General features: G+C 73.5%; 21 protein-coding genes and 1 rRNA gene. 13 read left to right on the top strand and 9 right to left on the bottom strand.

Features of this window, described 5'->3' with window-relative positions:
* Positions 1-177: 177 nt before the first annotated feature.
* Positions 178-294 (top strand): 5S ribosomal RNA (gene rrf / locus HNR61_RS40085).
* A gap of 74 nt (positions 295-368) precedes the next feature.
* Here rrf and HNR61_RS40080 read toward each other — a convergent pair.
* The 3 genes from HNR61_RS40080 to HNR61_RS40070 all read right to left on the bottom strand — a co-directional run bounded on the left by HNR61_RS40080 (position 369) and on the right by HNR61_RS40070 (position 3,522).
* The gene (locus tag HNR61_RS40080; protein WP_182848366.1) at positions 369-1,058 is read right to left on the bottom strand and encodes a hypothetical protein; all 690 of its coding nucleotides are present in this window, start codon (positions 1,056-1,058) and stop codon (positions 369-371) included.
* A 584-nt stretch (positions 1,059-1,642) separates the two neighbouring features.
* Positions 1,643-1,915 carry a hypothetical protein gene (locus HNR61_RS40075; RefSeq protein ID WP_182848365.1) on the bottom strand — a complete coding sequence of 91 codons (273 nt, stop codon included), beginning with the start codon at positions 1,913-1,915 and terminating at the stop codon, positions 1,643-1,645.
* A 59-nt stretch (positions 1,916-1,974) separates the two neighbouring features.
* A complete protein-coding gene (locus HNR61_RS40070) occupies positions 1,975-3,522 on the bottom strand; it encodes an FAD-dependent monooxygenase (protein WP_182848364.1) in 1,548 nt (515 codons plus the stop codon).
* A 74-nt stretch (positions 3,523-3,596) separates the two neighbouring features.
* Here HNR61_RS40070 and HNR61_RS40065 point away from each other — a divergent pair, with 74 nt between their 5' ends.
* Complete coding sequence (locus HNR61_RS40065) at positions 3,597-4,040, top strand: MerR family transcriptional regulator (RefSeq protein ID WP_182848363.1); 444 nt, start codon at positions 3,597-3,599, stop codon at positions 4,038-4,040.
* 11 nt (positions 4,041-4,051) lie between these two features.
* Positions 4,052-6,688, top strand: a complete 2,637-nt coding sequence (locus HNR61_RS40060) for a WD40 repeat domain-containing protein (protein ID WP_182848362.1) — start codon at positions 4,052-4,054, stop codon at positions 6,686-6,688.
* Between the two features lie 3 nt (positions 6,689-6,691).
* Here HNR61_RS40060 and HNR61_RS40055 read toward each other — a convergent pair whose 3' ends face one another.
* Positions 6,692-7,483: an MOSC domain-containing protein gene (locus HNR61_RS40055; RefSeq protein ID WP_182848361.1), complete on the bottom strand. Its 792-nt coding sequence runs from the start codon at positions 7,481-7,483 to the stop codon at positions 6,692-6,694.
* A gap of 71 nt (positions 7,484-7,554) precedes the next feature.
* Here HNR61_RS40055 and HNR61_RS40050 point away from each other — a divergent pair, with 71 nt between their 5' ends.
* On the top strand, positions 7,555-7,962 hold the full coding sequence (locus tag HNR61_RS40050; protein WP_182848360.1) for a PPOX class F420-dependent oxidoreductase: 408 nt from the start codon (positions 7,555-7,557) through the stop codon (positions 7,960-7,962).
* 5 nt (positions 7,963-7,967) lie between these two features.
* Here HNR61_RS40050 and HNR61_RS40045 read toward each other — a convergent pair whose 3' ends face one another.
* Positions 7,968-8,504 (bottom strand): helix-turn-helix domain-containing protein, encoded by a 537-nt coding sequence (locus tag HNR61_RS40045; protein ID WP_182848359.1) that lies wholly within the window; start codon positions 8,502-8,504, stop codon positions 7,968-7,970.
* Between the two features lie 60 nt (positions 8,505-8,564).
* Between HNR61_RS40045 and HNR61_RS40040 the strand changes: the two genes are divergently transcribed.
* Complete coding sequence (locus tag HNR61_RS40040; RefSeq protein ID WP_182848358.1) at positions 8,565-9,452, top strand: alpha/beta fold hydrolase; 888 nt, start codon at positions 8,565-8,567, stop codon at positions 9,450-9,452.
* Here HNR61_RS40040 and HNR61_RS40035 read toward each other — a convergent pair.
* Positions 9,439-10,584 (bottom strand): Cmx/CmrA family chloramphenicol efflux MFS transporter, encoded by a 1,146-nt coding sequence (locus HNR61_RS40035; protein WP_182848357.1) that lies wholly within the window; start codon positions 10,582-10,584, stop codon positions 9,439-9,441. The genes HNR61_RS40040 and HNR61_RS40035 overlap by 14 nt on opposite strands.
* A gap of 303 nt (positions 10,585-10,887) precedes the next feature.
* Between HNR61_RS40035 and murA the strand changes: the two genes are divergently transcribed.
* From murA to HNR61_RS40020, 3 genes are all read left to right on the top strand, one after another.
* Complete coding sequence (gene murA / locus HNR61_RS40030) at positions 10,888-12,195, top strand: UDP-N-acetylglucosamine 1-carboxyvinyltransferase (protein ID WP_182848356.1); 1,308 nt, start codon at positions 10,888-10,890, stop codon at positions 12,193-12,195.
* 99 nt (positions 12,196-12,294) lie between these two features.
* The gene (locus tag HNR61_RS40025; RefSeq protein WP_246444798.1) at positions 12,295-12,837 is read left to right on the top strand and encodes an RNA polymerase sigma factor; all 543 of its coding nucleotides are present in this window, start codon (positions 12,295-12,297) and stop codon (positions 12,835-12,837) included.
* Positions 12,834-13,694 carry a hypothetical protein gene (locus HNR61_RS40020; RefSeq protein WP_182848355.1) on the top strand — a complete coding sequence of 287 codons (861 nt, stop codon included), beginning with the start codon at positions 12,834-12,836 and terminating at the stop codon, positions 13,692-13,694. The genes HNR61_RS40025 and HNR61_RS40020 overlap by 4 nt, the downstream gene beginning before the upstream one ends.
* On the opposite strand, the gene HNR61_RS40015 is transcribed toward HNR61_RS40020, so the two are convergent.
* A complete protein-coding gene (locus HNR61_RS40015; protein WP_182848354.1) occupies positions 13,642-14,835 on the bottom strand; it encodes an FAD-dependent oxidoreductase in 1,194 nt (397 codons plus the stop codon). The genes HNR61_RS40020 and HNR61_RS40015 overlap by 53 nt on opposite strands.
* 92 nt (positions 14,836-14,927) lie before the next feature.
* Here HNR61_RS40015 and HNR61_RS40010 point away from each other — a divergent pair, with 92 nt between their 5' ends.
* The 4 genes from HNR61_RS40010 to HNR61_RS39995 all read left to right on the top strand — a co-directional run bounded on the left by HNR61_RS40010 (position 14,928) and on the right by HNR61_RS39995 (position 19,899).
* Entirely contained in the window at positions 14,928-15,572 is a 645-nt protein-coding gene (locus HNR61_RS40010; protein ID WP_182848353.1) for a TetR/AcrR family transcriptional regulator, read from the top strand.
* 46 nt (positions 15,573-15,618) lie between these two features.
* The gene (locus HNR61_RS40005) at positions 15,619-16,482 is read left to right on the top strand and encodes an SDR family oxidoreductase (RefSeq protein WP_182848352.1); all 864 of its coding nucleotides are present in this window, start codon (positions 15,619-15,621) and stop codon (positions 16,480-16,482) included.
* 68 nt (positions 16,483-16,550) lie between these two features.
* Positions 16,551-18,146 (top strand): long-chain-fatty-acid--CoA ligase, encoded by a 1,596-nt coding sequence (locus tag HNR61_RS40000; RefSeq protein WP_182848351.1) that lies wholly within the window; start codon positions 16,551-16,553, stop codon positions 18,144-18,146.
* 262 nt (positions 18,147-18,408) lie between these two features.
* Positions 18,409-19,899 (top strand): FAD-dependent monooxygenase, encoded by a 1,491-nt coding sequence (locus HNR61_RS39995; RefSeq protein ID WP_182848350.1) that lies wholly within the window; start codon positions 18,409-18,411, stop codon positions 19,897-19,899.
* 108 nt (positions 19,900-20,007) lie between these two features.
* Here HNR61_RS39995 and HNR61_RS39990 read toward each other — a convergent pair whose 3' ends face one another.
* Positions 20,008-20,433 carry a DUF2795 domain-containing protein gene (locus tag HNR61_RS39990; RefSeq protein WP_182848349.1) on the bottom strand — a complete coding sequence of 142 codons (426 nt, stop codon included), beginning with the start codon at positions 20,431-20,433 and terminating at the stop codon, positions 20,008-20,010.
* A gap of 113 nt (positions 20,434-20,546) precedes the next feature.
* Between HNR61_RS39990 and HNR61_RS39985 the strand changes: the two genes are divergently transcribed.
* Positions 20,547-21,974, top strand: coding sequence for a pyridoxal-dependent decarboxylase (locus HNR61_RS39985; RefSeq protein WP_182848348.1), 1,428 nt, complete (start codon positions 20,547-20,549; stop codon positions 21,972-21,974).
* Positions 21,975-21,982: 8 nt separating this feature from the next.
* Here HNR61_RS39985 and HNR61_RS39980 read toward each other — a convergent pair whose 3' ends face one another.
* Entirely contained in the window at positions 21,983-23,365 is a 1,383-nt protein-coding gene (locus HNR61_RS39980) for a cytochrome P450 (RefSeq protein ID WP_182848347.1), read from the bottom strand.
* Positions 23,366-23,450 lie beyond the last annotated feature (85 nt).

The raw sequence follows: 23,450 nt of genomic DNA, 5'->3' as shown, positions 1-23,450 counted from the left end.
AATAGGCCGAGTGGCTTGAACACACGATACGTTCAAACCAATCGCTGCATGAAAAGTTGTTCGCGTCCCTGTGTGGTTCCCAGAAAACAAATCGGGAACCGCTACAATAAAATACCGAGCCTGAGTCGCTCGGACGATGAGCTTGCCAGCCCTTTCACAGGGGTTGTGCGTGGGTCGTTCGGTGGTTATGGCGAAGGGGAAACACCCGGTCCCATCCCGAACCCGGAAGTTAAGCCCTTCAGCGCCGATGGTACTGCATGGGAGACTGTGTGGGAGAGTAGGACGCCGCCGGACTCATATTAGGAAAGGCCCCGCCGTTACCGGCGGGGCCTTTTCTCATTTCTGGGTCGGGATGTGCTCGGTGGTGGTCAATGTGTCCAAGTGGGGCAGTACGCAACGTGAACCTCTTGATTGCCGCGGGGGTCGAGGTGCGGCCAGTAGAACTGGCGACAAACGTGGTAGTTGCATCCAACCGGTAGGTAGAGGGAGTCACGTGCTGCGGTCGGCGGGCCATGTTTGGCAACGGCGAAGAAGTGGCGGGCCGCTTCTCGGAAAGCGGCGGCACTGCCGGTCAAGAAAAGGGTCTCCGCGTATCTGTGCTGACGGAGGACGTCTCTGTTCTCCCGGTAGTTGAAGGCCGGATAGTTGGTCTCCTCATCGGTGGGGAGGCCGCTGTCCGGTACGCCTGCGGTTCGGAGTTCGCGAGGGGTGTTGGCTCTGGTGATCCGTTCGCGTACCCGCTTCCAGCGTGAGGGCGGAAATTGCAACGAGTGGTGTAGCAGCACCAGGTCGAGTGGCCCCTCCGGAAACCAGTCGCAGCCGATTTCGGGGGGAGGGGGAGTGGTGCGCATCGGCAGGTACACCAACGAGCGTGGGGAGCGTGCTGCGAGCAGCCAGAGTGTGCCGATCCGTCGCCCGTCCGCGCGGTCGACATACATGTCGTAGCTGTTCAGGCCATGGTCGTGGAGTGCAGCGTTGTTCAACGGCTTGGCGGGGCGGATCACTCGATGCCGCTTGGCGCCCAGGCTCACGTGTTGCACGATGATCTTCGCCTGCAATCGCCCTCCACCGCGTCGCCGGACAGGCCCTCTAGATGATCGTCTTTGCCTGCGCTGTCGTGCCATCCCTTTTCTCGCGACTTCGTCACGGCCTTGCTTGCCAGGGTTGTAGCTGGTGAGCTGGCCCGACCCGGATGGGGTGATGCGGTCATATCGTGAGGTGGGCGACCGGGCCGCCGGGGACGTGGCGGGCAATCCGGGTCGGCAACGCTGTTCCGCATTCGGTCGGTGCTGGTGACCTGGCGCGAGGATGGCTTCGAGTAGTGCAGGGGCGGCCTCCAAGAGCGTGGTGGGCCTAGGCCGGCATCGGCCGTGGCCACGGGCTACGTCGCCGCCAGCCCGAGGCCATGTCATCCATCGCCTCGTACGCGGTTCGGCGCTGCTGACGAGGCGATCGCGGCAGCGCGGTCGTCAGGGGTGGAGACCACGGGCCCTGGCATCGACACGCATGATCACGGTGGGCCTGCGAGTCATCTGTGAAATCGCGGCGTTCGATGATGACGATCGCCTGCGTTGGTCGTTCGGTGGTTGTGGCGAAGGGGAAACACAAGGCCCCGCCGTTACCGGCGGGGCCTTTCCCGTTTCTAGGCGATCAGTATGAGTACCACGCTGAACACCGCGAAGAACCCTTGGATCCACGCCCAGTGCTGGACCGGAATGCCGTAGAGCGTGTGCTCGTTGCCGTGTCTGTTCACGGCCCGGCCCACGACGATGAGAAGAACGGTGCCGACCACCAGCCCGGCCGTCGCGCCGATGGGGCCGAACAGCCCCTCCAGCGTGACCGCTCCGGCGATCCCGGCTCCCATCAGCAGAGGGACGAGGACGATTCCCAGCCCGGTCCAGACGATCAGCAACAAGCCTCATCACCGCCCGGAGCGCCGACCGTTGGACATCACGCGACTCATCGTCCAGGCATTCACCGCCTCAGTCCAGGACCGTTCTGCTGGGCTTCGGGGGTGGTCCGCAGCCCCAGGTCGTGGAGCGCGTGCCGGAGGGATTCCTCCGTGGTGCCGTGCCAGGCGACGAAACCGTCGGGCCTCACCAGCGCGGCGTCGTTCACATCGTTGAGGGGATGAACGTGCAGGTCGATCCCGAGGGAAGTGGCTGCCGTCCGCCATCGGTGGTCGTCCGGTTCGGTGAACAGTGCCCAGCGTGCGGCGGCCAGGTCCAGGGTGGAGATCTCGCCGGTTCCGGTGGAACGCGCCCAGCGGTGCGGGAAGCGGTGGCCGGGGAGGATCGCGTCGGCCGCGATGTCGGGTTCGGTGTCGTCATGCGGTGGGTAGGCGTAGAACATCATGCCGCGCAGGTAGTCGACGGCGATCTCGTCGTACAGGGTGCTCGGGTCGCCCTCCGGTGACCGGTAGCCCTGGTGCATTCCGCGTGAGAGGGCGTGGGACGCCCGGACGGCGGCGCGGCGTTCGGGTTCGTAGGTGTCCAGGAGTGCCGGAGCGGACCGGCCGCGCAGGACGGCGGCGATCTTCCAGGCGAGGTTGTGGCCGTCCTGGATGCCGGTGTTCATGCCGAGCCCGCCCGCCGAGCTCTGCACGTGGGCCGCGTCACCGGCCAGGAAGACCCGGCCCTGCCGGAAGGACGACGCCGTGCCGAGGGCGGCCTCCCAGGCGTTGACGGCGTGCAGCTCGATCGGGATCGTCTCGTCGCCGATCGCGGCCCGCAGCAGGGCGATGGTCCTGTCCTCGGTCAGGTCGGCCAGGTGGTCCGGCTTGCCCGGGTAGTCGAGGATGTGGGAGGACCACTGGTCGCGGCCGTTCTTCGACATCAGCGTGGCGTGGACCCGCTCGTTGCGCGCGAAGCACATGTGCGTCCCCCACTCGCGCAGGACGGGGCCGAGGTCGGCGCGGAAGAACGCGGTGTTGAGGCGGGTGAGGACCTCCCGGTCGGGCATGGTGATGCCCAGCCGTCCGCGCACGTCGCTGTTCGCCCCGTCCGCGCCGATGACGTAGTCGGCCGTGACCTCCGACTCCTCGCCGGTGGCGGTGTCGACGATCCGTACGCGCACGTGGTCGGCCTCCGGGGTGAGGTCGACCATGCGCGCGCCGAAGCGGATCTCGCCGCCGCGGCGGCGCAGCTCGTCAGAGGTCAGCCGTTGGATCTGGTCGTGCGTCAGCGTGAGGCGGGGGTTCACCGGGCTGCAGGTCTCCAGGATCCTGGAGTACCGCTCCGGCAGCTCCGCCTGGTGCAGGGTGACGCCGAGTCCGCGGTCCCGGAACAGGATCCGCATCGGCGGGCCGCCTTCCCAGCCGGCCTCCTCCAGCGCCGCCCCGAGACCGATCGAACGGAACACCTCCAGCGTGCGCAGGCTCGTGTTCGCCCGCGGGACCGCCGAGATCGAGTCCCGCTTCTCGACGACCAGGGGCCGGACGCCCCAGTGCGCGAGGAAGAGTCCCGTCGACAACCCGACCGGCCCGCCGCCCACCACCAGCACCGGCACAGCGTGAGTGCGCATCGTTTGCTCCCTTGTCGGTTGCGGATCGACGTTCACCCTGCACGCTCAAGTCGGCTTGAGCGCAACATGGGGGCATGACGGACGAGCGCTACTCGATCAGCCAGGTCGCCCGCTGCTTCGGCGTGCCGGTGTCAACGCTGCGTTACTACGACGACCTGGGCCTGCTTCCCGCCGCCGAACGCCGGGGGAACGTGCGCTACTACGGCCACGCCGAGCTGTGCTGGCTCGCGCTCATCCGGTGTCTGCACCATCGCGGCCTGGTCAGCCTGGCCGACACCGCCGTTCTGGTCGGCGAGGATCCGGCCGCCGACCGACCCTCGGGCCGGGAGGTGCTGACCTCCTCGATCGAGACGATCAAGGGCCGGATCGCCGATCTGCGGAACGCCCAGCGGCTCCTGGAGCACCTGCTGACCTGCCCGCGGGCCGACCCGGTGCGTGAATGCCCCTACCTGCGCGCCGAACTCGTGCAAGCCGTCGATCACGCGCTCGGCCGGACGGGTGTCGGTGACGCCCCCTAGCATCGTCGGCCATGAAGATCATCGAGGTGACGGAGCGCGCCGTCCTGGACGCCCTGGACGCACAGGACTGGTCCGCGTTCGAGCCCGCGCGCGACCTGCCCCCGCTGCGGGCCGCGCTGCGGGAACTGGAGCGAGCCCGCGGCGTCACCGAGGCGCACCGGGTCGCGACCGAGCGGATCCGTGAGCGCGGGGCCGTGCTGCGCCATCCCGACGCGCACCGCGTCGAGATCACCTCGCAGGCGCTCAGCCCGTCCGGACGCTACCTCGCGGTCGGTGACTTCGGCGGCGACGACTACGAGGCCGGGGCGACCCTGGCGGTCTGGGAGGTCGCCACCGGCCGCTGCGTGAACGTCATCGACGGGATCGTGGGCGGGATCGGCTGGCCCTGGTACGGCGGGACGATCCAGTGGTCGGCCGACGAGACCCGGCTCGCCGTGGAGTACCGGGCCAGCAACGTCGGCGTGTGGGACCCCTTCGGCTCCGGCACCGAGCCGATCGCGACCGTCCGCCTCACCTACAACGGCCGCCCCGACCCGTTCGCGGTCTCTCCCGACGGACTGCGCGCGTACGTCATGGACGAGGGCTCCGAGACCTACGGCTCGATCGTGGAGTTCTCCAGCCTGGAGACCACGACGGTGCCGGTGGTGGACGAGGAGGAGGCAGCGGAGGACGAGGACCACGACGAGGAGGGCTTCGTCCTGAAGGAGCCCGTCTGGTCCCGGGACGGGAAGCGGCTGTACGGAAGCCTGCACGACAGGAGGGTCTGTTCGATCGACGTCGCCTCGGGAGGGATCGCCTGGATCGTCCAGAGCGAGGGGCCCGCCGCGTGGAGCCGGGACGAGACCGTGCTGGCCTACCACCGCGACGGCGGGCTGGTGATCGCGGATGCGGCGACCGGCCGGGACATCGCCACCGGCCCCGGGTACCTCGATGTGCCGTACCAGACCGTCCACCTGGCCTGGGGGAACCGGCTCGCCGTCGTCGTCCCCGTGACGCGCGACGCCGAGCGCCCGCGCGTCGGGATCGTGGACCGGACCGGTCGGCACCGCTACGACCTCGACGTGGCGGTCCGGGCGCCGGACGGTGAGCTGGTGGTCGGGACCTGGGCCTGGGCGCCCGACGGCGACCGCGCCGCGTGCCTCACCGTCGACGGCCGGATCGAGGTCTGGTCGCTGGGTGACGAGCACGCGGAGCGGCTGCGCGCGTTCGACGCCCCGGACAAGGCCATCGGGCTGCACTGGGGCGCCGACGACGTCCTGGTGGCGGTGGGGACGACCGTACTGCGCTTCCTGCGCGCGGACACCGGCGAGGTCGTCGGCGACTTCACGCTGCTGCGGCAGCCCGCCGCGCCGCGTCCGCTGCTCCTCGACGGCGGGGACGCCGGCGAGGAGATCGGGCGGGGGCCCAATCCCACGTTCGCGCTCGACGAGGAGACCTGGGCCGTCGCCTTCCCGGAGGGCGTCGCGATCGCCCCTCCCGGAAGGGAGGCGGACCTGGCCGCCTCGCTGGCGTGGGCGGTGGACGGCCGCCACGCGTGGCCGGTCCACTGGGGACGGCTGGACGTCTTCCCCGACGCGCCCACGGCGGCGGAACGGGTCGACGGCCCGCTGCGCGAGGACCTGAAGCCGTTCCGGGGCCGTACCGTCCGGGCGCCGGAGCCCGAGCGGTGGCCACCGGCCGGCCCGGCCACGGTGGACGACCTGTTCCGGGCCTTCCTCGAAGCGGTCGTGGAGCTCGGCGTGGACCGCCTTCCGTGGTCCGGCGAGGCCCTGCACGAGGCGGCCCTCATCCGGGCCCGGCGCGGAGAACCGGACGGCGTCCGCGTGCTGGTCGAGGCGTCCCCGGAGGGCCGCCGCCCGTTCACGGCGGCCGCGGCCGCCATGGTCCTGGCGGCCGCGGGGCCACGGGACGACGCGCGCTCGCTCCTCGCCGATCACGAGACGGCCTGCGAGGAGCGGTGGAGCGGGCCGGTGTGGTACGCGATGGAGTGGGGCGACCGGGCCCGCGCCGGTGCCGCCGTGGGCGGGGCGTACGCGGCGCTGGGCGACCGGGAGCGCGCGGACCGGTGGTTCGGGAGGGCGCGCGAGGTGCTGCGCGAGCACCGGGGCGCGGGGGAGCATCGCCTGCCGATCGTGTGGGCGCTGCTGGAGTGCGGGCGGGAGGACGAGGCGCGGGCCCTGCTGGACGAGGGCACCGGCGACCCCGGCCACGGCGCCGGTGTCCCGTTCGTCGCTTACGCGCTGCGCACGGGCAGGGCCGACCTCGCCGAACGCGTCCTGCGCGACGCGGAGGGCTGGTTCGATGACTGGGTGGTGACACGCCTGCTCCGGCAGTACGGGCAGACGGAGCTGCTGCACGCCTGGGCCGAGCGCAACGGCCTCGCGGTCGCGGAAGCGGAGGAGCCGGTCGACGAGGACCTCGCCCGCGGGTACGCGGAGATCGCCCGGATCCCCCCGGCGCAGCGGCAGGGGCCGACCGTGGAGCTGCTCCGGAGGGCGGCCGGGCGGGGGCGGATCGACGCGGTGCTCGACCTGCTCCCGAAGGTGCCGATGCCGCTGTACGGGGGGATGAGCTCGCACGACCGGCCGTACGCGGCGTTCGGCGCGCTGCGGATCGTCACGACCGGGATCGACCACGAGACCTGGTGACGGTCAGCGGCCCGTCTCGAACGACGCCCGGTCCCCCACCGAGATCCGGCCCGGCCGGACGACCTGCGCGTAGGCTCCGGCGCAGGCGCGGTCGCCCATGCCCGGCAGGGGCTCGACCAGGTTCTCCCGGGCCGGGACGCGCAGCGCGTCGGGGGAGCGGGGCAGGTCGCCGTGTTCGAGGGTCGGGACCGCGCAGCGCGGGGTCGGGGCGATGACGCGCAGCACCGCGGTGCCGACCCGCAGCGTGCGGCCCACCCAGGCGTTCTCCTCGTACGCGGCGCCGGTGTCGACGACGAGGTTGGGGCGGTAGCGGACGGCCTCGGCGCCGGTGGCGCGCAGGGTGCCGGTGCCGATCAGGTGGACGGGGGCGAAGTCCACGAACGCGCCGGGCGGCGCGCCCGCCCCGATCGTGATCTGCTCGACGGCCACGTCGGCGGTGACGCCCTCGGCCAGGACCTCCTCGGGGACGGCGCGGTCCAGTTCCGCGCCGTCGGGGGGCGTGTCGGAGAGGGTGACGGGCCTGCCCAGCCAGCGCGACAGCTCCTCGTCGCCGGAGACGAGGGTGCCGTCGGGCAGGGTGATGCGCACGGCGTCGCCGTCCAGGGAGGCGCGGGCCTGGAGCAGGGCGCGCCACAGCCGGGGGTTCTTCGCGCTGGCGACCTTGGCGGTCGTCCGGTCCAGCAGCGCCCACGCCCGGTCGCCCCGCAGGCCGGTCGCGGTCAGGTCCGCCGTGTCGAGCCGTTCCCCCAGCATCGACTTGACGGGGTAGCGGTACAGCGCCGTCACAGTGCTCATGATCCGATTGTCCACCGCCGGAGATCATCCGCGCGGGTGAAAACCGCGGATCGGGTCGTTACGCTCACCGGGTGACGATCGAACTCGGCGCCTCGGCGCGGAAGCTCATTGACGGCGTGAACCCGGCGGTGCTCGCCACCGTGAACCCCGACGGCAGCCCGCAGACCTCGGTCGTGTGGGTCGGGCGGGACGGCGACGACCTGCTCGTCTCCTCGCAGGCGGGCCGTCGCAAGGACCGCAACCTGCGGCGGGACCCCCGGGCCAGCCTGACCGTGTTCGACATGGACGACCCGCTGCGGTACGTCGAGGTGCGCGGCACCGCCACCGTGGCCGAGGACGAGGGGCGGCGGCTCGCCGTCGAGCTGGCCGAACGCTACGAGGGGCCGGGCGCGGGCCAGGAGTACCTGGACCTTCCGCCGGAGGCCGTCCGGATCGTGATCCGGCTGACGCCGCACCGGGTGGTCGGCACCGCGGCCTGACCGTATCAGCGGGCCGGTTCGCCGGTCGGGAACAGGATCGGGCTCAGCAGGTGCGGGGCGCGGCCGTCGCCCGGCGCGTTGCCCAGATGGGGTGTGATCGCCGCGCGCATCCGCTCGATCAGGTCGGCGCGTTCGGCGGGGGTCAGCCACAGGACGTGCTGGCGGTAGCCGACCTCGTCGCCGGCCGGGGACGGCGCGTCGCGGTCCAGGTAGGCGTCGAACTCGGCCAGCAGGACGGCCATCGCGGCGGTGAACGCGCGGCGGTGGTCGTCGGCGGACATCGCCGCGGCCGTCTCGGGGGTGATCACGGCCCGGTCGTGGCGTAGACGGTAGTGGCGTTCCACCGCGCCGCGCACCCGGCGTTCGTCGGTCACCTCCAGGACGCCGCCCTCGGCGAGCGCGGCGACGTGCCGGTACACCGTCGCCCGGTGCGCGCCGGGGACGCGGTCGGCCAGCTCGGCGGTCGTGCGGGTCCGGCCGTCGGCCATGGCGTGGACGATGCGCAGGCGCACCGGGTGCGCGAGGAGATCCAGCGTGGTCACCCTGCAATGATCGCACATGTGTTACCGTTCGCAGAGTTGCGAACGGTCGAAGGAGTGCGAATGGAACGGACCCATCAGGTGGCCGGACGGCGGCTGGCGCTGCGCCGGAGCGGGAGCGGCGGGCCCGCCGTGGTGTTCCTGCCCGGGGCGGGGCTGGTCGGGCTGGACTTCGTCGACGTGCAGGAACGCGTCGCCGAGTTCACCACGAGCGTGGTCTACGACCGTGCCGGGACGGGCTGGAGCGACCCCGTCGCGTTGCCCAGGAGCGCGGCCGGGGTCGCCGGGGAGCTGCGGGAGCTGTTGCGGGTCGCCGGGGTGCCCGGCCCGTACGTGCTGGTCGGACACTCGCTGGGGGCGTTCTACGCGCGGCGCTTCGCCCAGTTGCACGGCGACGAGGTCGCCGGGCTCGTCCTGGTCGATCCGGGGCACGAGGACATCAACGACCATGTGCCGTCCGAGGCCGTGGCGCTGAGCGACCAGGCCAAGCCGGACGCGGAGGCGCTGCCCGACCTGGACGAGGAGCAGATCCGGGCCGCGGGCGAACAGCTCGGACGGCTGTACGCCGACTTCCCGGAGGAGGCGCGCGACGCGCTCGTCGAGCACCACCTCTCCTCCTGGCGCACCGGCGTCCAGGAGACCGCCAACTTCGAGACCGAGATCTACGACGAGCTGCGCGGCGGGGGAGCGCTGCCCGACGTTCCGCTGGTCGTGCTGACGGCGGACGGCGTCAACCCCTACTGGGCCCAGATCCTGTCCGAGGACCTCCTGCGCGGGGCGCACGAGGGGCTCCGCGCCCTCCACGCGGCGATGGCGGCGGCCGTGCCGCGCGGAGAGCAGCGGATCATGGCGGGCGCCTCCCACCAGTACGCGCACATCGAGTGCCCCGAGGCGGTGGTCGACGCCGTGCGGGACGTGATCGCGGCGCGGGACGCGGTCAGACGCGGCTGACCTCGCGGGCGGCGGCGATGGCGGCCAGGGCCCCCAGCATCAGCGCGAGGCTGACCCCGACCGGGGAGCGGAAGCCCCAGCCCGCGTCGATCGTCAGGCCGCCCAGCCACGGGCCCAGGGTGTTGCCCACGTTGAACGCCGCCGTCACGAACCCGCCGGCCAGCGTGGGGGCCCCGGCGGCCAGGGCGAACGTGCGGGAGGTCAGCGCGGGCGCCAGGCCGAACGCCAGCATCCCCTGGACGAAGACCAGCGCGACCAGGGCGACCGGGTTCCCGGCGGTCAGCGCCAGCAGCGCCCAGCCGGCGGTCAGCGCCACCGCCCCGCAGACCAGCACGGTCCGGGGACGGGCGTCGGTGACGCGCCCGCCGATCGTGATCCCCAGGGTCGCGCCGCCGCCGAACAGCACCAGCAGCACCGGCACCCAGCCCTCGGCCAGCCCGGCGGTCTCGGTGACCAGCGGCGCCAGGTAGGTGAAGGTGCAGAACGTCGCGCCCTGCACCAGCGCGTTCACCGTGTAGGACAGCAGCAGCGGCGGGCGCGTCAGGTCCCGCAGCTCGGCGCGCAGGCCCGCGTCGGCGGGCGCGGCGTCGCGGGCGGGCAGCAGCGCCGCGATCGCCGCGACCGACAGCAGGGTCAGGGCCGCGACCGCCCAGAACGCGGCCCGCCAGCCCCACAGCTGGCCGAGGACCGCCCCGGCGGGCACCCCGGCGACGCAGGCCAGGCTGGTGCCGCCGACCAGCACGGCCATCACGCGGGCGCGGGCGCCGGGGGCGACCATCGCGACCGCCGTCCCGGACGCCACCGCCCAGAAGCCCGCCATGGCCAGCGCGCTCACCACGCGGGTGGCCAGCAGGACGGTGAAGTCGCCGGTCAGCGCCCCGACGACATGGCAGAGGGCGAAGACCACCAGGAACCACAGCAGGGCGCTGCGGCGCGGCAGCCGGCGGGTCGCGGCCGCCAGCACGGGCGCGCCGACGACCATGCCGACGGCGAACGACGAGGTCAGCAGCCCCGCGTGCGGGATGGACACGTGGAGGTCGGCGGCGATGGCCGGGAGCAGACCCGACAGCATGAACTCGGAGGTGCCCAGGGCGAACACCGCCAGCCCCAGGACATGGATGACGAACGGCATGACGAACACTCCCGTCGAGGGATGCCGGAAAAAGGGCAGGGGAGGGCGCGGCGGCGCGTCAGGGCTGAAGGGGCGCGGTCAACGACCGCTGACGGGAATCGTCCGGAACGCCTTCAGGAGAGGGGGCACGGCCGCGCGGAGAGCGGCCGGCGGGCACGGCGGAGGGACCGCCGGCGGGCCGGCGGTCAGGCTCTGGACGCCTCGGGACCGGACATGATCGGTCACGGTAGCAGGAACGCGGCGGACGGGTGAAACCACGGTGACCGGGTTGGTGATGGGCGGAGCGGCCCATAGGCTGCACGGGTGACCGAGAAGCTGTGGGAGATCGAACCGTCCGGCCCGCTGCGTGGCGACGTGACCGTGCGGGGGGCCAAGAACGCGGTCAGCAAGCACATGGTGGCCGCCATGCTCGGCGACGCGCCGAGCACCATCCGCAACGCGCCCGACGTCGGCGAGGTCGGCATCACCGCCGCCATGATCGAACATGTCGGGATGACGGTGGAACGCTCCGGCGGGGAGATCACGATCGTGCCGGGGCCGGTCACCGACCCCAGCGTCGACAAGGCGTTCACCGGCCTGAACCGCATCCCGATCCTGATGCTGGGCCCGCTGCTGCACCGGGCGGGCGAGGCGTTCGTGCCGCTGGTCGGCGGCGACCCGATCGGGCGGCGGCCGGTGGACTTCCACGTGGAGGCGCTGCGCAGCTTCGGCGCCGAGGTGATCATCGCCGAGGACGGCATCCACGCCCGCGCCGAACGCCTGGTCGGCACCCGTATCGAGCTGCCCTACCCGAGCGTCGGGGCGACCGAGACGGTGCTGCTGGCGGCGGTGCTGGCGCAGGGCAAGACCGTGATCCGCAACGCCGCCACCGAGCCGGAGATCATCGAGCTGGCGCTGTTCCTGCAGCGGATGGGCGCGCGGATCTCCTTCAGCCCCGACCGCCGCATCGTGGTGGAGGGCGTGGAACGGCTCGGCGGCGCCCCGACCCGTCTCGGCGGCGACCGCATCGAGGCGTTCTCCTACCTGGTCGCGGGCCTGGTCACCGGCGGTGAGGTCCGGGTGCACGGCTGCCCGCAGGACCGCCTGGTCACCCCGATCACCACGCTGGCGCGGATGGGCGCCCGGTTCGAGATCACCGACGACTGGATCATGGCGTCGGCGCCGCACGGGCTGCGCCCGGCGGCGGTGCAGACCGACACCCACCCCGGGTTCGCCACCGACTGGCAGACCCCGCTGATGGTGCTGTTCACGCAGGCCGACGGCATGTCGGTGCTGCACGAGACGGTGTACGAGAACCGGCTGGCCTACGTTCCGGCGCTGAAGGGCATGGGCGCCGAGATCGAGGTGTACGACACCTGCCTGGGCGGCCCGGCCTGCCGCTACCACGACACCGGCGCGCGGCACTCGGCGGTCGTGCGGGGCGTGACCAAGCTGCGCGGCGGCGACGTGACCATGCCCGACATCCGCGCCGGGTTCTCGGCGGTGCTGGCGGCGGCCGTCGCCGAGGGCCCGTCCACGCTGCGCGGCGTCCACCACATCGAACGCGGCTACCACCGCCCCGTCGAGCAGTTCCGGGCCCTGGGCCTGAACCTGCGCAGCGTCGAGCTCTGACGGCGGGTTCCGCGAGAAATCTCCCGGCCGGGGTGAAACCGGCGTCGTCGCCGACACCTAACAGGTGAACGGTGCCGCTGTGCTGACGGGAGACAGCGCTTGAACGACGACGACGGTTTCACCCGGATGTTCCGGGACCACTACGAGGCGGTGCTGCGGTACGCGTGGCGGCGGGTCGGACCCGCCGACGCCGCGGACGTGGCGGCCGAGACGTTCCGGATCGCCTGGGAACGCCGGGACCGCCTGCCCGACGACGACCCGCGGCCGTGGCTGTACGCCACGGCCCGCAACGTCGCGCTGAACCTGGTCCGCAAGGACCGGCGGCGCGACGGCCTGCTGGACGCCCTGGCCGACGACCTGGGGCGGCGCGACGGCGAGGGCGACCACGCCGCCGCCGTCGCCGCCCGGCAGACGGCGCTGGCGGCCCTGGCCGGGCTCGGCGAACGCGAACGCGAGCTGGTGATGCTCGTGTGCTGGGAGGGCCTGGACCTGAGGAGCGCCGCCGAGGCGGCCGGATGTTCCCGGACCGCGGCGGCGATGCGGCTGCACCGGGCGCGCAAACGCCTGCGACACCTGCTCGGCGACACGCCGCCCGGCACCGTCACGCCCGCCCCCGCGTCCCCTCAGGAGAGCCTCGCATGAGCAACGACATCGAGCAGTTGCGCGACACCCTGGCCGTCCACGACCCGGCCCGCGACGTGCGCGTGACCGACGCGCAGGTGGAACAGGCCCTGCACTCCCTGGCCACCGGGTCCGCCCCGGCCCGGCCCGCCGCCCGGCCCGGGTGGCGGCGCCGGACGCTGGTCGCGATCCCCGTCACGGTCGCGGTGACGGCCGCGGCCGTCGTGGGGGTGCAGGCCGTGCGGACCGACGACTCCGGAACCCCCCGGGTGGGCACCGCGCGGGCCCTCGCCTTCGCCCAGCGCGGCGAGTTCCTGGAGGTCCGGATCGTGGATCCCAACGCCGACCCGGAGATGTACCGCAAGCAGTTCGCCACGCACGGGCTGAACGTCGACCTGCGGGTCCTGCCGGTGTCGCCCAGCCTGGTCGGCAGGATGCTCTCCTACGACGAGCAGACGAAGACCAGGCCGCGCGTCACGCCGCTGGACGGCGAGGGCGGCTGCGGCGACCTCTGGTGCCAGCCGGGCGTCCGCGTACCCACCGGCCTGCGCGAGCGGGTGACGCTGACGTTCGGGCGCGCCGCCCGGCCGGGGGAGCGGTACCAGGTCAGCGGGGACGCGGCGGCGCGCGGCGAGCCCCTCAGCGGGGTGCGGGTGAAGGGGATGGAGGTCGGCGAGCTGCGCCGGGTGGCGAAGGAACGCGGCGTCCGGATCGTCGGGTACGCCGAGATGTCCCCGCGGCCCGAGCAGTCGGCCGACTGGGACTTCGGCGAGCACGTCCTCAAGGAGGACCAGGTGCCCGACTCCTGGTACGTGCACGAGACGGTCAGCGGAAAGGAGCCCAGGAGCGTGACGCTGCACGTGGCGTCCCGGCGCTGACCGGGAGCTCCGGCGGCCGGTAGTCGTAGAGCCAGGCGGTGCCCCTCTCGTAGAAGAGCCGGAGCGCCATCGGCATGACGGCGTCCCGGATCCGGCGCGCGACCGGGCCCGCGGTCTTGGCGTCCCGGTTGGCGGCCGCCATCTTCACCAGCCTGGCCGTCCGTTCCCGCCGGTCCGCCTCGTAGGAGGCCAGACCGGCGGGAACGGACGCCGCCGCGGCCAGGGCGTGCGCCAGGACCGTCGCGTCCTCGACCGCCATCGACGCGCCCTGACCGGCCCCGACGGGGTGGGAGGCGTCGCCGACCAGCACGATCCGGTCGTTCCGCCAGACCTCCACCGGCGGCATCGTGTGGTGGAGGGTCGGCCGGTGCGTCTCCGTCGCGGCGCGCAGCACCGCCGAGGGCATCGGCTCGTCCCGGTACAGGCCCGCCAGCAGGTCCGGGCCGACCGCGTCGAGGTCGGGGGCCCGGGCGGCGGCGGGCTGGGCGCCCCACCACACCGACCCGTCCGGGACGCCGATCGCGAGGAACGCCCCCGCCCGCCCGAACACCATGTGGAACGTCCCCGGCTCCACTCCCGCGACGCCCCGGGCGACCCCCGAGGCGGTGTAGAGCCCGGCGTAGGCCGGGTCGGGAGCGGCCGGGTCCAGGATCCGCCGGGTCGCCGACCAGATGCCGTCCGCGCCGACCAGCAGGTCCGCCTCGGCGGTGCGCCCGCCGTCGAGCACCGCGCGCACCCCCGTCCCCGTGGTGACCGCGTCCACCAGGCGTTCCCCGGTGACGATCCGCGCCCCGGCCCGCTCGGCGGCGGCACGCAGCGTCTCCACCAGGCGGCCCCGCATCAGCGTGACGCTGTGCAGCGGGTCGTCCGGCCGTCGCCCGCGCGGCAGGTCGCCCAGCAGCCGCCCCGACCCCGACCACATGAGCTGGCGCGGCACCGCGAACCCCGCCGCCCGCACCTCCTCCAGCACGCCGAGGGCCGCCAGCCCGCGCAGCCCGTTGGACGCCAGGCTCACGAACGCCCCCACCTGCCCGGCCGGGTCGGCGTACGCCTCGTACACCGTCACCTCCGCGCCGATCCGCCGCAACGCGACCGCGCTCGCCGCCCCGGCGACCCCGCCGCCCACCACGATGACCCGCATGAAAGCCTCCTGAATCCTAATTCACTGAATCTATATTCGGCGAACTGGGCTTCAGTATGATGACGTCCGCACGCGACGGTCAAGGGGGACGGATGGCGGGAGTACGCAAGGCCCGGGCGGCCGAGACGCAGGCGGCGCTGAAGGACGCGGCGCGCCGGCTGTTCCTGGAACGCGGCTACCTCAACACGAAGATCACCGACATCACGGCCGCCGCCGGGCGCGCGACCGGCTCGTTCTACGACCATTTCGCCGGCAAGGAGGAGCTCCTCCAGGCGCTGATGGCCGACATGGAGCGGCAGGCCGACGACGAGATCCGCGCGCACGAGCACCCCCGCGACCACGACCTGTCGGACCGCGCCCAGCTGCGCGACCACCTCGCCGTCGCCTGGAGCGTCTTCCGCGACCACCTGCCGGTCGTGGTGGCGCGGACGCAGGCGATGATGGCCGACGACCCGCGCTCGGGGAACCTGTGGCGCGGCCTGGTCGCCGAGACCGACGTCCTCCGCGACCACCTGGAGTGGCTGCGCGAGCGCGGCCACCGGCTGCCCGGCGACCCCGCGCTGCTGGCCCCGGCGGTCGGCGCGCTGCTGTCGATGTTCGGCTACGCGGTCCTCACCGCCGGGGACGACGGCCCCGGCGCCACCGACGACGAGATCGTGGACACCCTGACCGACCTGCTGCTGCACGGCCTGGCCGGAGGAGCCGCCGGAGAACCGGGAGTCGCGGACGGGAACTGACCTACACCGCCTCTAGCGTCGGGGGAGTCGGCAACGAGGAGGCGTCATGAAGGTTCTGGTCACCGGTGCGACGGGGTTCGTCGGCCGCAACGTGGTGGCACGGCTCCGGCGGGCGGGAGTGGAGGTCAGGGCGCTGACCCGCGACCCCGCCCGGGCCCGGTTCCCGCGGGACGTGGAGGTCGTGCGCGGTGACCTCGCCGACCCGGCCGGTCTGGGCGCGGCGTTCGAGGGCGTCGAGCGGATGTACCTGTTCCCGGTCGAGGAGACCGCCCGCGAGGTCGTGGCCATGGCGCGGAACGCCGGGGTGCGGCGGATCGTGGACCTGTCGGCGGCCTCGGTCACCGCCGGGCTGCACGCCAACCCGGTCGAGGAGGTCGTGGCGGCGTCCGGCCTGGAGTGGACCCATGTGCGGCCCGGCGGGTTCATGACCAACATGCTCCAGATCTGGGCCCCGGCCATCCGCGCCGAACGCGTGGTCCGCCACCCGTTCGGAGACGAGCCCATGATGCTCGTCCACGAGGACGACATCGCCGCCGTCGCCGTCGCGGCCCTGCTGGAGGACGGCCACCACGGGCAGGCGTACACGCTCACCGGGCCCGCGCCGGTCACCGTCCGCGAGCAGGTCGCGGCCATCGCCGACGCGCTGGGGGAGGAGGTCCGCTACGAGGAGGTCGACCGGGAGCGCGCCCGCGAGCTGATGCGGGCGCAGGGCGGGTTCGCCGCCGAGTCGGCCGACCTGATGCTCGGATTCGTCGAGTACGGCGGGGAATCGCCCGACACCGGCAGCGGCTACGCCGAGCAGGACTGGTCGGCGCTGGAGAAGCCGTGGCCCGACGTGGAGCGCGTCACCGGGCGCCCGCCCCGCGCGTTCGCCGAATGGGCGCGCGACCACGTCGACGACTTCCGCTGACGGCGCGGCGGCGACCCCCCGTGTCATGCTGACCGGGACGCAGGTGACACGGCACGGGAGGTCCCGTCATGCTCAGCCCGCTCAGCCCGCTGGCGTTCCTGAAACGGTCGGCCGAGGTCTTCCCGGGCAAACCGGCCGTCGTCCACGGGGACCGGCGCTGGACCTACGCCGACCTCGCCGAGCGGGTCACCCGCCTGGCGGGCGCCCTGCGCGCCTCCGGCGTCGGGCCCGGCGACCGCGTCGCCTACCTCGCCCCCAACATCCCCGAACTGCTGGTCGCCCACTTCGCCGTGCCGCTGGCGGGCGCGGTGCTGGTGGCGATCAACACGCGGCTCTCGCCCGAGGAGGTCCGCCACATCTGCGACCACTCGCGGGCGAGGCTGCTGGTCGTGGACGCCGGGCTGCACGCGACGGTCGCGCCGCTGGCGGGCCGCCTGGCCACCGTCACCGAGATCGTGACCGTCGCCGCCCCGGACGCCGCCCCCGGCCCGGACGTCGGCGGCACCGACTACGAGACGTTCGCCGCGCGCGGCGGCGACACCGCGTTCCCCTGGGAGCCCGCCGACGAGAACGCCCCCATCTCCGTCAACTACACCTCCGGCACCACCGGCCGCCCCAAGGGCGTGGTCTACACGCACCGGGGCGCCTACCTCAACGCGCTCGGCGAGATCGTCCACTCGCGGCACACCCCCGACAGCGTGTACCTGTGGACGCTGCCGATGTTCCACTGCAACGGCTGGTGCACGCCCTGGGCGCTGGTCGCGGCCGGCGGCACCCAGGTGTGCCTGCGCGCGGTGGACGGCGAGCGGATCTGGGAGCTCGTCGACTCCGAGGGCGTCACCCACCTCAACGGCGCGCCCCCCGTGCTGCGCGCCATCGCCGACGCGTCGCGGGCCCACCGCCTGGACCGGCCCCTGGTCATCACCACCGCCGCCGCGCCGCCGAGCCCCACCACGATGGCGCGGCTGGAGGAGCTGGGCGCGCGGATCGTGCACGTCTACGGGCTGACCGAGACCTACGGCCCCTACGCGGTGTGCGAGCCGCAGCCCGGCTGGGAGGGCCTGCCGGCCGCCGACCGGGCGCGGATGCTGGCGCGGCAGGGCGTCGGGATGCTCCAGACCGACGGGCTGCGCGTGGTGGACGAGGAGATGAACGACGTGCCCGCCGACGGCGCGACCCTCGGCGAGATCGTCATGCGCGGCAACAACGTCATGGCCGGCTACCTCGACGACGAGGCCGCGACCGCGCACGCGTTCCGGGGCGGCTGGTTCCACTCCGGCGACCTCGGCGTCCGGCACCCCGACGGGTACGTGGAGCTGCGCGACCGCGCCAAGGACATCATCATCTCCGGCGGCGAGAACATCTCGACCGTGGAGGTGGAGAGCGCGATCGACGCCCACCCGGCGGTCCGGGAGGTCGCGGTCGTCGCCGTCCCCGACGACCGGTGGGGGGAACGGCCCAAGGCGTTCGTGGTGCCGCGCGACGGGCACGCCCCCACCGAGGCCGAGATCATCGCGCACGTCCGGGACCGGCTGGCGCACTTCAAGGCCCCCGACCGCGTGGAGTTCGTGCCGGAGCTGCCCCGCACCTCCACCGGGAAGATCCAGAAGTTCCAGCTGCGCGAGAAGGAGTGGGCGGGCCGCGAGCGCCGGATCCAGGGCTAGGCCGTGTTTCAAAGCCCTGGCCCACGGCGCTCGCCTGGCGGCTCGCACCTCACCAGGGCTTGGCGAGCGCGACATCGCTTCGCGATCTGACCCGCGGGCCCTCGCCTCCGGCGTCGGGCCCGCAGGTCAGGTAACGCGCTCGCGTGCGCGGCTGAGGCCCACTTTGAAACAGGCCCTAGCCGTGCCGCGCCCGGCCAGGTTCGGCCGGGGGGTTCGGGGAACGCGGGATCGGGCAGGGGAGGCACGAGGGAAGGGAGCGGGCATGACGGCACCCGGGAACGTCGTGATCGTCGGCGCGGGGCCGGCCGGGCTGCTGCTGGCCGGGGACCTGGCCGCCGCCGGCGTGCCGGTCACGGTCCTGGAGCGGCGCGCGACCGGTTCCAGCCTGACGCGGGCGTTCGCCGTGCACGCCCGCACCCTGGAGATCCTGGACGCCCGCGAGATGGCCGGGGAACTGCTGGCCACCGGGCAGAAGGTGCGGCGGGTCCGGCTGTTCGGCGCCGCCCGGGTGGACCTGTCGCGGCTGCCGGGACGCTTCCCCTACCTGCTGGTGACCCCGCAGTACGAGACCGAACGGGTGCTGGAGGGCCGCGCGCTGGCGGCCGGGGCCGAGATCGTCCGGGGCGCCGAGGTGGTGGGACTGCGGCAGGACGAGACCGGCGTCGAGGTCGAGATCCGCCTCGCCGACGGCACCGCCGACCACCGCCGCGCCGACTACCTGGTCGGATGCGACGGGGTGCGCAGCAGGATCCGGGAGGCGCTGGGACTGCCGTTCCCGGGCCGGTCGGCGATCCGCTCGGTGATGCTGGCCGACGTCCGCCTGGACGACGAGCCCCGCGAGGTCCTCACGGTGGGGTCGTCGGGGGACGCCTTCGCGTTCCTGGCGCCGTTCGGCGACGGCTGGTACCGGGCGATCGCCTGGAACCGCGACCACCAGGTCCCCGACACCGAACCGGTCGACCTCGCCGAGCTCCGCGCCACCGTCCGCCGCGCCCTGGGCACCGACCACGGCATGCGCGACCCGCGCTGGACCTCCCGCTTCCACAGCGACGAACGCCAGGTCCCGCGCTACAGCGCGGGCCGGGTGTTCCTGGCCGGGGACGCCGCCCACGTGCACTCGCCCGCCGGGGGCATGGGCATGAACACCGGGCTCCAGGACGCCGCCAACCTCGGCTGGAAGCTGGCCGCGGTCCTGCACGGCCACACCGGGCCCGGCCTGCTGGACACCTACCACGCCGAACGCCACCCGGTCGGCCGGGCCGTCCTGCGCACCAGCGGCGGCCTGGTCAGGGCGGCGACGCTGGGCCCGCGTCCGCTCCGCGCCGCCCGTACGGCCGCGGCGGCCCTGGCGACGCGCGTCCCGCCCGTCGCGCGCCGCGCGGCCGAGACGGTCTCCGGCATCGGCGTCGCCTACCCGCCCCCGCGCGGCGCGCACCCCCTCACGGGCCGCCGGGCCCCCGACATCCCCCTCATGGGCGAGCCGTCCCGCCTGCACGAGGCCCTGCGCGGCGGCCGGTTCGTGCTGGTCGTGGCGGCGAACGACCCGGCGGTGACCTACCTGGCCACCAAGCGCTGGGCCGACCGGGTCCACTGCGCGTCGGCGGACGGCGCGACGCGGACCTCGGCGCTGGTCCGCCCCGACGGCCACATCGCCTGGGCCACCGACGAGACGGCCCCCGACCGCCGCGCCACCCAGATCAGGGACGCCCTGACGATGTGGTGCGGCCCCCCGGCCGCCCACGTCCACCACTGAGTTCATCCGGGCACACGGGACGGCGCGGTCCGGGACGCGCCGCCCATGAGGCGCCGCGTCCCGGACCGCGCCGCGAAGCGTCGGGCAGGGGCGCCGGATTCCCGCCGGTCAGAAGCGGCGGGACTCCCGGCCGTACCCCAGTTCCTCGGCCACGTCGGCGAGGTTCTCGTACTCGCGGTCGGGCAGGTTCTCCAGCGCCGCCACCGCCCCGTCCGGAGCGCCCGGACGGTCCAGGTGGGCCACCAGGTCCTTCGGGGTCGCGGGCCAGCGGACCCCCGTCAGCAGCCGGGCCAGGGCGCTGCGCTCCTCCACGTCCTCGGCGTTCATCCCGGGCGGCGCGCCCTCCTGCCGGGAGGTCGTCAGGGTCGTGGGGTCCTCGGGGGCCGTCGGGTCCCAGGAGGTGTCGGTGGAGACCGGTTCGGTCTCCCTCCACTCCTCGGCGTGGGTGGAGTGGCCGCCGCGGACCATGCCCTGGGTCTCATGCTCCATCTGCTCGTCCACGCGCGGGCTGTGCTTGTTGTTCTTGTCGGTCATGTCTTTCCCTCCCTGTGGAGGGAAGTCGTTCCCATGCGGCACGCGCTAAACGGGGTGGCCGGACTTTACGATCACTTGTGACGACGAGGACGGGAGGCGGTATGGCGGGGCACATGACACCGGAGGAGTTCCGCCGGTACGGCAGGCAGGTCGTCGACTGGATCGCCGACTACCACGAGCGGATCGCGTCGATGCCGGTGTTGTCGCAGGTCAAGCCGGGTGATGTGCAGGACGCGCTGCCCGCTCGCCCGCCGGAGGAGGGGGAGGGGTTCGAGGGCGTGCTGGCCGATCTGGAGCGGATCGTCCTGCCGGGCGTCACGCACTGGCAGCACCCCTCGTTCTTCGCCTACTTCCCCTCCAACACCAGCGGCCCCGCGATCCTCGGCGACCTGCTGTCGTCCGGGCTCGGCGTGCAGGGGATGCTGTGGGCCACCAGTCCCGCGTGCACCGAGATGGAGACGCGCGTGGCCGACTGGATGGTGGACCTGCTGGGGCTTCCCGCCGCGTTCCGGGGCAACGGCGTCATCCAGGACTCGGCGTCCAGCGCGTGCCTGGTGGCGCTGCTGGCGGCGGTGCAGCGGACCGGCGGATCGGCGGCGCGCGACGGGATCGACCGGCGCCACACCCTCTACGTCAGCTCGCAGACGCACTCGTCGCTGGAGAAGGCCGCCCGGATCACCGGCATCGGCTCGGCCAACGTCCGGGTCGTGGACGTCGACCCCGGCACCCTGGCGATGGACCCCGCGCACCTGGACGCGCTGCTGACCGAGGACGCCGCGGCCGGGGCCGTGCCCGTCATGGTCTGCGCCACCGTGGGGACCACCTCCACCACCGCCGTCGACCCGGTCCCCGCGATCGGCGAGGTGTGCCGCGGGCACGGGGTGTGGCTGCACGTGGACGCCGCCTACGCGGGCGTCGCGGCCGTGTGCCCGGAGTTCCGGTGGGTCAACGACGGGCTCGCCGAGCACGCCGACTCCTACTCCACCAACCCGCACAAGTGGCTGCTCACCAACTTCGACTGCACCCTGCTGTGGCTCGCCGACCGCGCGCCGATGATCGAGGCGCTGTCGATCCTGCCCGAGTACCTGCGCAACCAGGCCACCACCTCCGGCGACGTCATCGACTACCGCGACTGGCAGATCCCGCTGGGACGCCGGTTCCGCGCGCTGAAGCTGTGGTCGGTGATCCGCTGGTACGGGGCCGAGGGGCTGCGCGCCCACATCCGCGCCGGGGCGCGGCTCGCCGACGCGCTGGCCTCCTGGATCGCCGCCGACCCCGCGTTCGAGGTCCGCGACCACCACCCGTTCGGCCTGGTGTGCTTCCGGCCCCGCTGGGCCGGCCTCGCCCCCGACGAGGCCGACGCCGCCACGCTCGCCCTGATGGAACGCCTCAACGCCTCCGGCGACCTCTACCTCACCCACACCAGGGTCGGCGGCCGGGTCCTGCTGCGCCTGGCCGTCGGCGGGCCCGCCACCGAGGAACGGCACGTCCGCGCCGCCTGGGACCGCATCCGCGAGGAGGCCGCGCGCCCCACCGCCTGAGGCGCCGCCTAGCGCACCAGCCGCAGCGCGCGCAGCACCCGGCGGGCCAGGGACGCCTCCTGCGCCGCGGTCTCCGGCGAGACCGCCGCGGCCGCGGCCGGTCCGGGGCGCACCGGCGCCGCCGAAAGCTCGTAGTGCACCGGCAGCGCCCGCAGCCCCCGCATCAGGGGAGAGGTCCGCCACGGCAGGTGTTCCGGCGGCACGGCCAGCCGCAGCGCGGCGAACCGCTCGAACAGCCGCTCCACCGCGATCACCGTGATCGTGGTGGCCAGGTCGCGGCCCATGCAGCCGTGCGGCCCGGCGCTCCACGCCAGGTGGGCGCGCGACGACCGGACCGCGTCCGAGGAGTGGCCCGCGGTGAACACCGGGTCGGTGTGCGCGCCCGCGATCGACAGGATCACCGGGTCCCCGGCCGCGACCAGGTAGCGGCCGAGCCGCACGTCCGCCCGGGCCCAGCGCAGCGTCGTGTTCGACATCGGCGGGGAGGAGATCGCCGCCCGGTTGACCGCCTCCTGGATCATGCCGCCCGCCAGCCCGGCGCGGGCGCCGGTGTCGCCCTTCAGCACCTCGGCGACGGTGTTGGCGATGAGCGTGGCGGTGTGGTCGCCGACCAGCGCGACCAGCAGCATCATCTGGCGGGCCATCTCCTCCACCGTCATGTCCGGCTGGGCGGCCAGCATGTAGGAGGGCAGGTCCTCGCCGGGCGTGGCCCGCTTGGCGGCGGAGCTCTCGGTGAGCGCGGCGACCAGCCGCGCGAGCGCCGCGGGGGCCTCCGGCCCGGCGTCCAGCATCCGCCACATGTCGAGCACCAGCTCCTCGCCGTGGTCGGAGCCGAACCCGAACAGCCGGTTGAGCGCCATCAGCGGCAGCGGACGGCTGTACCGCGCGACCAGGTCGGTCTGCCCGGCCGCCGGGCCGCCCTCGGTCATCGCGGTGATCAGGTCGTCGGCGTAGCGGTGCACGGCCGCCTCCAGGGCGCGGGCCTGCGGCCGGGTGCGGTCCTGGAACGGTTGCAGCGCCGCGCTCCAGGCGCCGCGCAGGCGCGTCAGGTCGGCGCCGTCGCGGTACACCACGCTCCCACCCCGGGAGACGCTCATCAGCGGCCACTCCTCGGGCACCCGGCCCTCGGCGTAGGCCCGCCAGGACTCGATCCGCTTGCTCCAGATCCCGCGCTGGTCCCGCATCACCTCCAGGACCTGCGGATAGCCGATGACCAGCCAGGCCGGGACGCCGAGCGCGTCCACCGGGACGACCGGGCCGTACCGCGACCGCAGCCGTTCGTAGGTCTGCGCCGGATCGGCGGACTCGTCGATCAGCAGCGGTTCGAGGGCGAGCTGCTCCAGCGGGGGGTGGTGCGGCGACTGGTCGGCCGACATGGGCTGCGCGTCCATGATCGATGACTTTAGGGGATACGATGCGTTACTGTCCGGTTTCATCGCCGTTTCCGTCGCGGTGATCTCGGGCGCCCCGGATCGT

Origin of the sequence: Actinomadura kijaniata, assembly GCF_014138665.1 — a bacterium.
Lineage (GTDB): Bacteria > Actinomycetota > Actinomycetes > Streptosporangiales > Streptosporangiaceae > Spirillospora > Spirillospora kijaniata.
The sequence above is the reverse complement of the archived record's forward strand: the minus strand, read 5'-3'. Positions and strand labels throughout refer to the sequence as shown.